This window comes from Ralstonia sp. SA306, from assembly GCF_054792405.1.
The window spans coordinates 3,238,161-3,250,587 of the sequence record NZ_CP096451.1 but is presented as its reverse complement, the minus strand read 5'-3'; the positions used below and the strand labels follow the sequence as shown (position 1 = coordinate 3,250,587).

The window sequence follows — 12,427 nt, the reverse complement described above, 5'->3', positions numbered from 1 at the left end:
ATGGTCTCCCGCCCAAGACAGGCGTTTCATATCAGCAAAGTGATGTCGGCTTGCAGCGTGACACGCCGTGCACCCTGGCGCAAGGCGCGAGTCTACCCACCAAGGTGGGATAGCGGCAACGCGCCATCCCGCTTCAAGGCCGTCAGAACGATATTGGAACGCACGTTGTCCACACCCGGCACGCGCATCAGCTTGCGCATGACGAATTCCGACAGCGCGGGCAGATCGGGCACCACCACACGCAGCATGTAGTCGGCGTCGCCGGCCACGGAATAGCACTCCTGCACTGCGTCGAGCAGGCTGATCTCTTCGTGAAAGCGTTCGACGATGGCGTCGCCGTGGTGCGCGAGCTTGACGCTGGCAAACACCGTCACGCCCAATCCCAGCCCCGTCGGCGAAAGCACCACCCGGTAGCCCTCGATCACGCCTTCCGATTCAAGCCGCGCGAGGCGCCGCCCGACCTGGCTGGCCGACAGGTGAACCTGCTCCGAGAGCTGCTGATGCGTCGCACGCCCATCGCGCTGAAGGGCCGCCAGCAGGGCCAGATCGAAGGTATCGAGCGAAATCATGCACATCTCCTGCATTGATAGACTGAATTCTGCACGATTTCCGCAAACAATGCGCAATGGGTGGTGGTTTTGCGGCCAACCCGCGTGGGCGCGCCCATACACTGGCCGGACTCTGATTGCACAAGATCGACATTACAAATGGCCATGGCAACCACCGCCCCCGACGCAGCCCAAAACGCCGCCCCGGCCGGCTTCAACGGCACCCTGACCGACAAGCTGCGCGAGCAATTCGCAGAAGGCCTCGATGGCCAGACGCTACGCGCCGACTTCACCATGCAACAACCGGTGCACCGCTACACCGCCGCCGATCATGCAACGTGGCGCACGCTGTACGATCGCCAGGAAGCGCTGCTGCCGGGCCGTGTGTGCGATGAATTCCTGCAAGGCCTGTCGACGCTGGGCATGAGCCGCGATGCCGTGCCGTCATTCGACCAGCTCAACGAGACGCTGATGCGCGCCACCGGCTGGCAGATCGTTGCTGTGCCGGGCCTGGTGCCCGACGAAGTGTTTTTCGATCACCTGGCCAACCGCCGTTTCCCCGCAAGCTGGTGGATGCGCCGCCCCGATCAGCTCGATTACCTGCAAGAGCCGGATTGCTTTCACGATATCTTCGGCCACGTGCCGCTGCTGATTAACCCGGTCTTTGCCGACTACATGGAAGCCTACGGCAAGGGTGGCCTGAAGGCCGCTCGCCTGGGCCAGCTCGACATGCTCGCGCGCCTGTACTGGTACACGGTGGAGTTCGGCCTGATCCGCACACCGGCTGGTCTGCGCATCTACGGTGCGGGCATCGTGTCGAGCAAGAGTGAATCGGTGTACGCACTGGATTCGGCCAGCCCGAACCGCATCGGCTTTGACGTGCGCCGCATCATGCGCACGCGCTACCGGATCGACACGTTCCAGAAGACCTACTTCACCATCGACAGCTTCGAACAGTTGTTCGATGCCACGCGCCCGGACTTCACGCCGCTGTATGAAGAACTCGCTGCGCTGCCGACCATTGGCGCGGGTGATGTGGTGGATGGCGATGTGGTGCTGAACGTCGGCAACCGCGAAGGTTGGGCAGACACTGCGGACATCTGATGGCAGATAGTCGAGCGCTGACTATACTGCGCGCATTCAAGACCGAACTCCGCACCCCATCATGATGCCGACCCTGAACGAAGACCAACGCAAGGCCCTCTTTGCCGAACTGCCCGGCTGGACGCTACAGAGCGAGCGCGACGCCATCCAGAAGACCTTCACCTTTGTCGACTTCAACGCCGCGTTCGGCTTCATGACGCGCGTGGCGATCAAGGCCGAGCAGATGAATCACCATCCGGAGTGGTTCAACGTGTGGAATCGGGTGGACATCACCTTGTCCACACATGACGCGAACGGGCTCACGCACCGTGATGCAGATCTCGCGCGCTTTATCGAGCAGGCCGCGAAAGGCACGAGCGCCACCGGCGCAAAGTAACGACCAGCAATGCTGGCGTTCAGCCCTGTGTGGCTGCGCGCCACGCCTCATAAGCTGCCCGCGCCTTGTCGCCCAATTGCTCAGGGGCGATGCGGGTGGCGCCTTGTACAATCATCAGCGCATACGGCTTGGCCAGCGCCGACGCCTCGGCACACAGCCGCAGTTCCTCGCCTTCGGCGGGCGAACGGGCACGCCAGAAATTGATGGCGGCCTCCAGATCGGTGATGGTGAGCAGGGCGGTCATCCGCGCATTGTAGCGCTGCCAAATCACGCCGATCGCCCCTTTTTGCCTTTTCCGCCCCGCACTCTGGATCGAGTCAATGCGCATCCTGCTGATTGAAGATGACCGTGCCATCGCCAGCGGCATCCATGCCGGACTCACACAAGCCGGGCATCGCGTACATGTCGTGCACGACGGCGTCTTTGCCACTGAACAACTCGCCAGGCAGACACACGATCTGGTGATCCTCGATCTTGGGCTGCCCGGTATCGATGGCATGACGTTGCTGTCGCAGTTTCGGGCACGCGATCGCGTGACGCCCGTGCTGATCCTGACGGCACGCGACGGTCTGCTCGACAAGGTGAACGGCCTGAACGCCGGTGCCGACGATTACCTGCTCAAGCCGTTCGAGATGCTCGAACTGGTGGCCCGCGTGGGCGCATTGCTGCGCCGTCGCAACGATTCAACCGAACCCGCCGCACGCCCTGACGTCCTTGTCGGACGGCTTCGCATGAGCGGCGTGGAACGGCGCATCTTTGTCGATGCCGCGCCGCTGGAACTGTCGCCGCGCGAATTTGCCGTGCTGGAGTTGCTGATGCTGCGCCAGGGGCGGGTCGTCAGCAAGGTGCAGTTGCAGGACCACCTTGCCAGCTTCGGGCACGCCATCGGCGAGGCCAGTCATGATGTGGTGGGCGATACGGCCATCGAAGTCTATGTGCACCGCGTACGCCGCAAGATCGAGCATTCCGAGGCGGAGATCGTCACGGTGCGCGGCTTCGGTTACCTGTTGCAGGCACGCGCCCCGGCGTAGTCCTGGCCCATGTTCAAGCGCCACCGCCCTGCCTCGTCGTCGGCTTCATCAGCTCCGGCCAAGGGTGCTGGCAACGGTGCCATCAGCCTGCGCCTGCATCTGTTGCGTGCGCTGGCAACACCGCTGTTTGGTTTGATCGTCGGTACCGGCGCGCTGTCGTATTGGCTGGCGGCTCACTACACCGCCCAGGTGTTCGATCGCGCATTGGTGGGCGTGGCCAACACGCTGGCCGAACAGTTGCGCATCGCTGGCCCGAACGTGCCGGCGGCCAAACTCTACGACATCGCCCTCACAGCACAGACGCTCGTACAGAACAGCGGCGAAGACCGCATCTACTGGCGCATTTCCGGTCCCACAGGCACGCTGGTCGGGCGCGACACGCCGCTGGGCTATGGTTCGGGCCAGGTCCGCATTGGCGAAGCACGCGTGTTCTATAGCTGGATCGACGGCAAACAGGTGCGCGCCGTGCATCTGCTCGTTCCGGGCGTGAGTGCTGAGGTGCCCAGACCTCGCTCGCCGCGCCAGCCTGTGCCGCCCGAACCTGAAGACGACGTCACGCGCCCAGCGCTTGCGCCAACGCAGGCGCAGACGGCACCGGCACTCAACCCATCGAATCCGCCCGACACCATGAAGGCCGAAGACGGCATCGTCGTGGAAGTCGCGGAGCTGCTGGACCATCGCGATACGGCCGCCAAGGAAGTGCTGCTGTCGGTATCGATTCCGTTGATCTTGCTGTTGGCAATCGGGGGGCTGATCCTCTCCCTCGTGCTCAAGGAAGAACTGCAGCCGTTGCAGACGCTGGCCGACACGCTCAACAAGCAGAGCGCACGATCGGTGACGCCGCTGCCCGCAGAATCGGCGGAACGCGTGCCCGCCGAACTGCAACCGCTCATCAATGCGATGAACGCGCTGCTGGCCCGGCTGCGCGACGCACTGGAAGCGCAGCGTACCTTTATCGCAGACGCTGCACATCAACTTCGCACGCCGCTTACCGCGTTGAAGCTGCATGCCGATCGCGCAGTCGATGCAAAGACGTTGGACGATGCCCGCCCTGCACTGCTGGAGCTGCAATCAGGTGCCAACCGCGCCGTGCGCCTGTCCAACCAGTTGTTGACGCTGGCGCGTGCCGAGCCAGGCATGACGCTCGATCAGCTGGGCCCGCCGATGCGGGTCGATCTCGTCGCGCTGGCGTTCGATACCGGCGCCGAGTGGGTGCCGCGCGCCCTCGCGCGGGGGCTGGATCTGGGCTTTGAGGCCTGGCCGCAAGAAGCCACGTCGCCGGGTTCCTTGCAGGCGCCGGTGCTGGCCAACGCGGTGCTGCTGCGCGAGGCCATCAACAACCTGCTCGACAACGCGATCAAATACGTGCCGGCCGGCGGACGCGTGACCTTGCGCGCAGGTATGGAGGCAGACGCTGCATCCCAGTGGTGGGGTGTGGTGAGTGTGGAAGACAATGGCCCGGGCATTCCACCCGAGCGGCGCGGTGAAGTTTTCCAGCGCTTCTTCCGTGGGGATGCGGACCACCGCCCCGGACAACCGCAAGGTAGCGGCCTGGGCCTGGCCATCGTGCACGACATCGTGCGTCTGCACGGCGGCACCGTCGCCATTGATGATGCGACTGCACGTGATGGCAGCCGGGTGATGCGCTTCGTGTTGCGCCTGCCGCTGGCAAGCGAATCCGTCTGAACGACCGACCTTCGGCTTACTTCTTCTTGCGCTTCTCGGGCGGTGCCAGCATCGTGCCGCGGCACTTCTTCGCGCCGCAGCGGCACGCAAACTGTTCCTTCAGTGCCTTGGTCTGGCGGCCTTCGATGACGAGGCCGTAGTCGTAGAACAGTTCTTCGCCGGGTTCGATGTCGCGCAGCGCGTGAATGAACACGTGGCCATCCTTTTCTCGCGCCTCGCAGTTCGGCTTGCAGGCGTGGTTGATCCAGCGCGCGCGGTTGCCACCAAACTTGGCGTCGATCACGCTGCCGTCTTCCAGGCTGAAGTAGAACGTGTGATTCGGGTCGGACGGGTCATGCGGATGGCGGCGCAGTGCCTCCTTCCACGTGATGTGCTCACCCTTGTATTCGATGATCTTCTTGCCGCGTGCAATGGCCACCACGGCATACACACCGCGCCCGTGCACGCCGGATTCGCGCACCTCGATGCGATCGCGGCGGCGCAGTTTGGCCGGAGCTTCCGGCGTGGGCGAGGACTCAGCCAGAGCCGGCGTGGCATCAGGAGACGTGCGTGTCATGAGGAAATGGCGCAGTAAAGCGAAACAAGAACGTCGATCAACGAAGCCGTGAGCCTACACCAAAAGCATGGCTTCTCGACACGTGCCGCAACCTCATGTCGTCCTGCCAATGTGGATAACCCGGCCTGCAACTGTGGATAACTACCGGCAAAGCCTGTTGGCTGTCTGTGGCTGCCCTGTCGACGGTGTGGGCACAACTGATGGGGTTCCCAGCCGGGGGGTCGGAAAAATCAGCAAGCTATCCACGCGAGGACACACACCCTACCCTCGGTTTTACTTGCAACAAGTGCTTGAACATAAAGCGCTTTTTCCACTTATCCACAGAAACTATCCACCGTTATCTACTACTACTATTTGTATACATAAGAAAAAAGGTAAACCAACCAATCGACTTGCGTCGAACCTATCAGCGAGCAGACAGCCAACCGCAAATCAGAACATCGCGCGTTAGCATTCATGTGACTGGATCGCCTCGCAACGTAGAGCCCATGCGGTTTTGCGGAACCCACATGCCATGCGCCGTTACAAAGCTCAAGTGCCGACGCTGTTCGCATGCCGGTATCATGTCGCCCTTGGAGCCATCCCCCGGACGCTCTGTTGTGTGTTTTATCTACTCTTGAAGGGAGTCAAGCAATGACGAAAACCGAACTGATCGACGCCATCGCCAGCGGCGTAGACGGTCTGACCAAGGCCAAGGCCGAGCAGGCACTGAACGTGACGCTGCAAGCCATCATGGAATCCGTTGGCAAGGGCGATGCGGTCAGCCTCATCGGCTTTGGTACCTTCAGCCAAGGCGAGCGTGCCGAGCGTATGGCCCGCAACCCGCGCACCGGCGAAGAAATCAAGGTCGAAGCGGCCAAGACGGTCAAGTTCAAGGCCGGCCAGAAGTTCAAGGACGCTGTCAACGCCTAAGGCAATGACAACCCTCGGCGTGACCAGCCGGTCTGGTTAGCGCCAACGGCGTGGCATGCCATTGCATGCGTGAATCGACCGCAGCATTGGCGTACCACGTCGGAAGGCCTGTCTCCCCGTCAGGCCATCCCTTCCCCCTCTTCCATGTCCCGCCCTTTCCTGCGCAATTCGCTCACTCTGCGCATTGCCCTACCAATCGTTCTGATCGCACCGGTCCTCTGGTTTGCCGGTTGCGCGACACCGCCTGCGCGTCCGCAAGCCGAACCGCTGCCTGACAACGAAGTCGTGCAGACCCGGCCAGGTGCCACGCCACGCGAAAAGATGATCGAGATTGCCCTGACCGAATGGGATCGGTGGGGGCGCCAGGTGGTGCGCGTGGGGCGTGACGATACGTATTGCGTGGCAGGCGGTGGGTTTCCCGACCAGCCGCAGGGCCGCTGGCTGACGGCCGACGACCCCACCCCTGCCCCGTCCGATGAAGAAAGCGGCACCGACATGCCGTTGCCCAACGCAGCTGCCACGTCTGCGGTACCGCCCCCTGCGCCTTGCCTGCGCTATCCGGACGGCACGGGCGGTGAAGCCACCGCACGGGGTTGCATGCTGGCCAAGCGCTATTGGGGCATCGTCGGCAAGACACCGACTTGTCAGCAGTTGACCACCGGCGGCTGGGCGTGGTCTGCGGTGTTCCTCTCTTGGATCATGCGCAAGGCTGGCTTGCAGAACGATCAATTCCTGACCGGCGCCACGCATGCGGAATATGTGACCGACGCGCGCGATCATCTGCTCAAGCATCCCGCCTTTGTTCTTGAACGCACACCCGCCGTGCCGCGTCCGGGCGACCTCATCTGCACCGCGCGCGGCGCCGATCGCTTCATGACGGATCCGGCAGAGATCCAAGCCGGCAGAACCCCCATGCACTGCGATCTCGTCGTCGAGGTGGACCCGGTGCGCCATGAGGTGAAATCGATTGGCGGCAACGTGCAGCAATCCGCGTCGATGAGCATCACCGAGTTGAACGACGCCAACCAGCTCGATCCGTACACCAATTCGGTCATGCAGTGGTTGGTGATCCTGCGCAACCAATTGCCCTAGCAGGCAGCGGATGTAACGTAGTTTGACGTCCGGCACAAATTCATTAACATGTGAATAAATTTGGCGCCGGCAACCCGACCGGCGCATGGCCCCTGCGATCAGGAGACAGGTCATGACGGTGCTTTCGCTTTCACCCGATTCCGGTTCGGACATCCAGGCCCATCGTCCGGCCTGGTGCGGCCCACGCGAATGGGCCGCGCGCGTGAAGCTGGCGGCGTGCTACCGCATCTTTGCGCAGCTCGGCTGGACCGAACTCATCTATAACCACATCACGCTGCGCCTGCAGCCGGAAGACGGTGTGAACGACGATGAAGGTCCGCACTTTCTCATCAATCCGTTTGGCCTGACCTATGCCGAGGTTTGCGCGTCAAACCTCGTGAAGATCGACCTGCAGGGCAACGTGCGGCGCGCGGCGGGTCAGCCGGACTGGCCGGTCAACCCGGCGGGCTTTACCGTGCATGCCGCTATTCATGCCGGCATCCCGGGGGCGCACTGTGTGATGCACACCCACACCACTGCCGGCATGGCCGTGGCATGCGCGCGCGATGGTCTGTCGATCAGCAACTTCTACGCGGCGCAACTGCACGGCAAGGTGGCGTATCACGACTTCGAAGGCATCACCGTGCATGCCGATGAAGGGCCGCGCCTGGTGAGGAACATCGGCGACAAGCCTGCGGTGATCTTGCGCAACCACGGGCTGCTGGCCTGGGGCGATTCGATTGCGCGGGCGTTTGCGGTGCTGTGGCTGCTCAACCGCGCATGCGAGATCCAGCTCGCTTCCACATCGATGGGCCCGGTGCTGGAGATTCCCGAAGCGGTGGCGCGCAACTGCACGCGCGATTCGCTGCAGTTCAACCCGAACTTTGGCGCAGGTGAAGACGTGTTCGCGGCACTGACCCGTACCATCGACCGCATCGATCCTTCCTACCGAACCTGATCACATGACACGTATTTGCATCGTGGGCGCCGGCGCTGTCGGCGGCTATCTTGGCGCGAAGCTCGCGCTGGCAGATCAACCGATCAATGTACTGACACGGGGGGCGACGCTTCAGGCATTGCATGCTGAAGGACTGCGCCTGACCGAAGACGGCAACACGCGATCTGCGTCCGTGCACGCGAGTGACGACGCGCACGCGTTCGGTGTGCAGGACGTCGTGATCGTTGCCGTGAAAGCCCCTGCCATGGAAAGCGTGGCACAAGGCATTGCCCCGCTCATCGGCCCCGAGACCTGTGTGGTGGTAGCGATGAACGGCGTGCCATGGTGGTTCTTTGATCGACACGGGCCGCTGGAAGGTCTGCGACTTCAATCGGTGGATCCACACGGTCGCATCGCGCAGGCGATTCCAACGAAGAACGTGCTGGGTTGCGTGGTGCATCTGACGTGTTCAATGTCGGCACCAGGACACGTGCGTCATGGTTTCGGCAAGCGATTGATTCTCGGCGAACCCGCAGGTGGTGCCACACCGCGTTTGGACACGGTCAGCAAGTTGTTCGAGTGCGCGGGCTTGCAGATCGAACGCAGCGAAGCCATCCAACGCGACATCTGGTTCAAGCTGTGGGGCAACATGACGATGAACCCGGTGTCGGTGCTCACGGGCGCGACGTGCGACCGCATTCTTGATGATCCGCTGGTCAGTGCGTTTTGCCTGGGCGTCATGGAAGAGGCCAAAGCAATCGGCGCACGCATCGGTTGTCCGATTGAGCAGAGCGGCGAAGAACGCAGCGCGGTGACGCGTCAACTCGGCGCGTTCAAGACGTCGATGCTGCAGGATGCCGAAGCCGGACGCGGCCCGCTGGAGATCGATGCGCTGGTGGCATCGGTGCGGGAGATCGGCCAGCACGTGGGTGTGCCGACGCCGCAGATTGACGCCCTGCTGGGTCTGGTGCGCCTGCACGCTCAGACCCGCGGGCTTTACTAAAGGAACTGCTGAATTACGGCGCGAGCGCTGGATGCTTCAGCGCATGTGCCGTTTCGATCCACTGCTGGTGATACGCCGCATCGTCGCGCTTGAGACCCAGTTCGCCGTTCTGATACGCCATCGCCAAGGCTTGCACGGCCTCGGGCAATTCGTGCTCGGCGGCGTCCTGGTACAACGCTAGCGCGCGGGCTTCATCGCGCGGCACGCCATCGCCTTCACGGTAGGCGTTGGCCAACATGAACATTGCTGCCGGAATCTCGTGGCGGGCAGCGCGATCAAACCAGTGCGCAGCCTGTGCGGTGTCGATGGCCGTGCCGTAGCCGCTGCGATACATCACGCCCAAGTAGTACGCGGCTGCCGCGTCGCCCTTGTCAGCGGATTGACGCAGCAGGCGCAGCGCGCGCGGATAGTCTCGTTCAACGCCGCTCGTGCCGAGCAGCAGCGCCTTACCCAGTGACAACTGCGCACGCGCATCGCTCGGTGCAGCGGTTTCGAGCCAGCGCATCCCTTCGTTACGCAAGGCACTGTCGTGCGCGCTGAGCAACGCTTGGCCCAATGCCGACTGCGCCGGCACCGAGCCGCTGCGTGCGAGCTGACGCAACTGCTGCAGCGCCTCGGGCTCCATCGCTTGCACGACCATCGCGCGCCACGATTCCAGCTGCGTGGCATCCACGGTAGGCGTCTGGCGTGCGTGCGACAGCCAGCCGCCAGCCATCACGATGATCGCCAGGGCCGCAGCCACCGTGAGCATCGGCACCGACTGGCGCGGAGATTCCATCGCCGGTGCACCCGCCCATGCGGAACGAAGAGATGGCATGGCTTGGCCCTCTTACTGCGTCAGGTCGATCTGGTACACCGCGAGGCCCTTGCCCGAGCCGTCATCCGCGGCCACCTGCGTGACGTTGGTGATGCCGGCGGCCGTAGCGCTGGCCAGCTTGTTGGGCGCAGACGTGAACTGCACCTGCGCCACCGAGCTGGCCAGCTTCGTAAAGCGCCAGCTACGCTGCGAACCGTTCGTCGCACGCTTCACGCTGCCGATCTTCTTGATGTAGCTGATCAGCACGTCGCGGTTGGCATCCGGCGAGGCATAGATCGTCTTGCTGCCGTCCAGGCCCGGGAAGTTGCCGCCACCGCTTGCACGGTAGTTGTTGGTCGCCACGATGAACTGCGCCGCCGGGTCGAGTGCCACGCCCTTGTACATGAGGTTCTTGATGCGGCTGCCCACGGGCTGCGTGACATCAATCTCATACGTCAGGTCCGGCGTGGTGAACATGTCGAAGTTGTAGCCAGGGAACGTGCTCACCAGCTTCTGCACCGTCGCTTGCGTCGGGTCGATGGTGTTGAAGCGCTTGGCGGCCGTCTCCAGCCAGTTCTTGATGTCGGAGCCGGCCACCTTCACTGCGTACACCGTGTTCGGATACAGGTACAGGTCAGCCGCGTTGTTGATCGCCAGCGGGCCAGCCGCCACGTCAGTGAAATCGGTACCGCCACCGAAACCGCTCTTGAACGGTGCGCTTACCGACAGCACCGGCAGCGACGCGTATTGCGGCAGGTTCGCCTGAACGTACGCCGACACGTAATCGGCCTGCGCCTGGTTGACGATCTCGATCGCGCCCGGGTCACCCACATCGGCAAAGTACGTGCTCATGTTGAAGTCGGTGCTGCCCACCGGCGTCTTCACGTAGTTGATCGTCGCCTGGTGTTCGGTGGCAATGGCTGCCGAGACCGTCGGGTCGGCAGCTACGTAGGTCTTGTCGGCGTTCTGGATCGAGCGCGCCTCCACCGTGGTCTGCGTCTTGTCGACGGCCCAGTTCGTGCCGTTGAACGTCAGCCCAAGCTTGATTACACCCAGGTGCTTGCCCCAGTAGTTCGCCATCACGGTCGGCACACCGTTCACAGTGCCGGCCACCTTGTCGACACCCGGCAGGTTGAACTGGCTGACCGTGCTCTTGGCATCGGGGAACAGCTGGTGCGAATGGCCGATCAGCATGGCATCAATGCCCGGCACGGTCGACAGCCACCAGCTGCCGTTCTCCATCGTCGGCGAATACGTCGAGTTGTCGAGCCCGCCGTGCGAAATCGCGACCACCAGGTCAGCACCCTTCGCGCGCATCTCGGGGATGTACTTGGCAGCAGTTTCCTTGATGCCGACCGTATAGACCTTGCCGTCGAGCCAGCGCTTGTCCCAGCTCGTGATCGTGGGCGGCGTAAAGCTGATGATGCCGACCTTGACCGGCGCGCTGACGGTGCTGCCGTCGGGCGCCGTGGCAGTCACCGTCTTGGTGATGATCGTGTACGGCTGGAACAGCGGCGCATTCGTCTTCGCACTCACGACGTTGGCCAGCACTTGCGGGAAGGTCGGGCCCGCGCATTTCTTCTGCGTGGCCGGATCGGGCAGGCCATCGACGTTGAACGTGTTGCCAGTCACCTGCGACAGATACGGCAGGCCGTAGTTGAACTCGTGGTTACCGATACCGCCGCCGTCGTACTTGGCCGCGTTCATCACCTTGTAGATCGCCAGCGTCTGGTCGCACGTGACCGGGCTCACCATGGCCTGGTAGTCCGACAGCGCGGTGCCCTGGATAGTGTCACCGTTGTCCAGCAGCAGCGTGTTCGGGAATTGCGTGCGCGCTTGGTTGATGAGCGTTGCCACGCGCTCGAAGCCGAGCGAGTTGTCGGCCGCGAGCTTGAAATAGTCGTACGACAGCACGTTGGTGTGCAGGTCGGTGGTTTCCAACACGGCCAGCGTGGCTTTGGTACCTGCGGGGGCAGTGCTGGCGGCAGGCGTGGCGTTGCCGTTGGAAGGCGTATCGCCGCCGCCGCCACAGGCAGCCAACGATATCGACAAGAAAACAGCAAGCGGCAACGCCGCAGAACACAACGGTCGGACTCGCATGAACTTCTCCCTGAAGTTTATTTTTTGGTATGCGAACTACGGACTGCGAACTGCTGATGAAGCGAATGACGCGGGCGCGCACGCAGAATCGGAGGGAACCGTTTGCGCAACGCGATAGGACAACGGACTGGACCGGGGGGCTCAGAAGCGGAGAAGTATCGAAAGCGTGCATGACGATGCTGACCATCGCATGACATTTGCGCGTGGCGCCGGCAGTGTTGAGAACGGCGCCGGCTGCGGGTCTCAACCGGATGGCGGAGCGGCGGGGCCAAAAAATCCAAGGCGTTTCGTCAACAACGTTAGAATG

The 12,427-nt window shown here is 62.9% G+C and carries 13 protein-coding genes; 8 read left to right on the top strand and 5 right to left on the bottom strand.

Features of this window, described 5'->3' with window-relative positions:
- Positions 1–92 precede the first annotated feature (92 nt).
- Positions 93–569 carry an Lrp/AsnC family transcriptional regulator gene (locus tag M1D44_RS15395; RefSeq protein WP_004628561.1) on the bottom strand — a complete coding sequence of 159 codons (477 nt, stop codon included), beginning with the start codon at positions 567–569 and terminating at the stop codon, positions 93–95.
- Between the two features lie 138 nt (positions 570–707).
- Here M1D44_RS15395 and phhA point away from each other — a divergent pair, with 138 nt between their 5' ends.
- Complete coding sequence (phhA, locus tag M1D44_RS15390; RefSeq protein WP_024977200.1) at positions 708–1,652, top strand: phenylalanine 4-monooxygenase; 945 nt, start codon at positions 708–710, stop codon at positions 1,650–1,652.
- 61 nt (positions 1,653–1,713) lie between these two features.
- On the top strand, positions 1,714–2,028 hold the full coding sequence (locus M1D44_RS15385) for a 4a-hydroxytetrahydrobiopterin dehydratase (RefSeq protein ID WP_112186502.1): 315 nt from the start codon (positions 1,714–1,716) through the stop codon (positions 2,026–2,028).
- A gap of 19 nt (positions 2,029–2,047) precedes the next feature.
- On the opposite strand, the gene M1D44_RS15380 is transcribed toward M1D44_RS15385, so the two are convergent.
- Complete coding sequence (locus tag M1D44_RS15380) at positions 2,048–2,272, bottom strand: DUF3717 domain-containing protein (RefSeq protein ID WP_439004612.1); 225 nt, start codon at positions 2,270–2,272, stop codon at positions 2,048–2,050.
- 76 nt (positions 2,273–2,348) lie between these two features.
- Here M1D44_RS15380 and M1D44_RS15375 point away from each other — a divergent pair, with 76 nt between their 5' ends.
- Both M1D44_RS15375 and M1D44_RS15370 read left to right on the top strand, forming a co-directional pair.
- Entirely contained in the window at positions 2,349–3,059 is a 711-nt protein-coding gene (locus tag M1D44_RS15375; RefSeq protein WP_024977198.1) for a response regulator transcription factor, read from the top strand.
- 9 nt (positions 3,060–3,068) lie between these two features.
- Complete coding sequence (locus M1D44_RS15370; RefSeq protein WP_024977197.1) at positions 3,069–4,745, top strand: sensor histidine kinase; 1,677 nt, start codon at positions 3,069–3,071, stop codon at positions 4,743–4,745.
- A gap of 16 nt (positions 4,746–4,761) precedes the next feature.
- On the opposite strand, the gene M1D44_RS15365 is transcribed toward M1D44_RS15370, so the two are convergent.
- Entirely contained in the window at positions 4,762–5,301 is a 540-nt protein-coding gene (locus M1D44_RS15365) for an SET domain-containing protein (RefSeq protein ID WP_024977196.1), read from the bottom strand.
- Positions 5,302–5,934: 633 nt separating this feature from the next.
- On the opposite strand from M1D44_RS15365, the gene M1D44_RS15360 reads away from it, so the two are divergent.
- The 4 genes from M1D44_RS15360 (at position 5,935) to M1D44_RS15345 (ending at position 9,224) form a co-directional block, all read left to right on the top strand.
- Positions 5,935–6,213, top strand: coding sequence for an HU family DNA-binding protein (locus tag M1D44_RS15360; RefSeq protein WP_004628548.1), 279 nt, complete (start codon positions 5,935–5,937; stop codon positions 6,211–6,213).
- Positions 6,214–6,357: 144 nt separating this feature from the next.
- On the top strand, positions 6,358–7,305 hold the full coding sequence (locus M1D44_RS15355) for a DUF2272 domain-containing protein (RefSeq protein WP_316852995.1): 948 nt from the start codon (positions 6,358–6,360) through the stop codon (positions 7,303–7,305).
- 112 nt (positions 7,306–7,417) lie between these two features.
- On the top strand, positions 7,418–8,242 hold the full coding sequence (locus tag M1D44_RS15350) for a class II aldolase/adducin family protein (RefSeq protein ID WP_316852994.1): 825 nt from the start codon (positions 7,418–7,420) through the stop codon (positions 8,240–8,242).
- A 4-nt stretch (positions 8,243–8,246) separates the two neighbouring features.
- Positions 8,247–9,224 carry a 2-dehydropantoate 2-reductase gene (locus tag M1D44_RS15345; RefSeq protein WP_316852993.1) on the top strand — a complete coding sequence of 326 codons (978 nt, stop codon included), beginning with the start codon at positions 8,247–8,249 and terminating at the stop codon, positions 9,222–9,224.
- Between the two features lie 13 nt (positions 9,225–9,237).
- Here the strand turns inward: M1D44_RS15345 and M1D44_RS15340 are convergent, their stop codons facing one another.
- Both M1D44_RS15340 and M1D44_RS15335 read right to left on the bottom strand, forming a co-directional pair.
- Positions 9,238–10,041 carry a tetratricopeptide repeat protein gene (locus M1D44_RS15340; protein WP_316852992.1) on the bottom strand — a complete coding sequence of 268 codons (804 nt, stop codon included), beginning with the start codon at positions 10,039–10,041 and terminating at the stop codon, positions 9,238–9,240.
- 12 nt (positions 10,042–10,053) lie between these two features.
- Positions 10,054–12,120 (bottom strand): bifunctional 2',3'-cyclic-nucleotide 2'-phosphodiesterase/3'-nucleotidase, encoded by a 2,067-nt coding sequence (locus M1D44_RS15335; protein ID WP_316852991.1) that lies wholly within the window; start codon positions 12,118–12,120, stop codon positions 10,054–10,056.
- Between the last annotated feature and the right edge of the window lie 307 nt (positions 12,121–12,427).

Bases quoted from the DNA above. Each gene is read 5' to 3' on its own strand.
- M1D44_RS15395 (WP_004628561.1), bottom strand. From the start codon at position 569: ATGATTTCGCTCGATACCTTCGATCTGGCCCTGCTGGCGGCCCTTCAG.
- phhA (WP_024977200.1), top strand. From the start codon at position 708: ATGGCCATGGCAACCACCGCCCCCGACGCAGCCCAAAACGCCGCCCCG.
- M1D44_RS15385 (WP_112186502.1), top strand. From the start codon at position 1,714: ATGATGCCGACCCTGAACGAAGACCAACGCAAGGCCCTCTTTGCCGAA.
- M1D44_RS15380 (WP_439004612.1), bottom strand. From the start codon at position 2,272: ATGACCGCCCTGCTCACCATCACCGATCTGGAGGCCGCCATCAATTTC.
- M1D44_RS15375 (WP_024977198.1), top strand. From the start codon at position 2,349: ATGCGCATCCTGCTGATTGAAGATGACCGTGCCATCGCCAGCGGCATC.
- M1D44_RS15370 (WP_024977197.1), top strand. From the start codon at position 3,069: ATGTTCAAGCGCCACCGCCCTGCCTCGTCGTCGGCTTCATCAGCTCCG.
- M1D44_RS15365 (WP_024977196.1), bottom strand. From the start codon at position 5,301: ATGACACGCACGTCTCCTGATGCCACGCCGGCTCTGGCTGAGTCCTCG.
- M1D44_RS15360 (WP_004628548.1), top strand. From the start codon at position 5,935: ATGACGAAAACCGAACTGATCGACGCCATCGCCAGCGGCGTAGACGGT.
- M1D44_RS15355 (WP_316852995.1), top strand. From the start codon at position 6,358: ATGTCCCGCCCTTTCCTGCGCAATTCGCTCACTCTGCGCATTGCCCTA.
- M1D44_RS15350 (WP_316852994.1), top strand. From the start codon at position 7,418: ATGACGGTGCTTTCGCTTTCACCCGATTCCGGTTCGGACATCCAGGCC.
- M1D44_RS15345 (WP_316852993.1), top strand. From the start codon at position 8,247: ATGACACGTATTTGCATCGTGGGCGCCGGCGCTGTCGGCGGCTATCTT.
- M1D44_RS15340 (WP_316852992.1), bottom strand. From the start codon at position 10,041: ATGCCATCTCTTCGTTCCGCATGGGCGGGTGCACCGGCGATGGAATCT.
- M1D44_RS15335 (WP_316852991.1), bottom strand. From the start codon at position 12,120: ATGCGAGTCCGACCGTTGTGTTCTGCGGCGTTGCCGCTTGCTGTTTTC.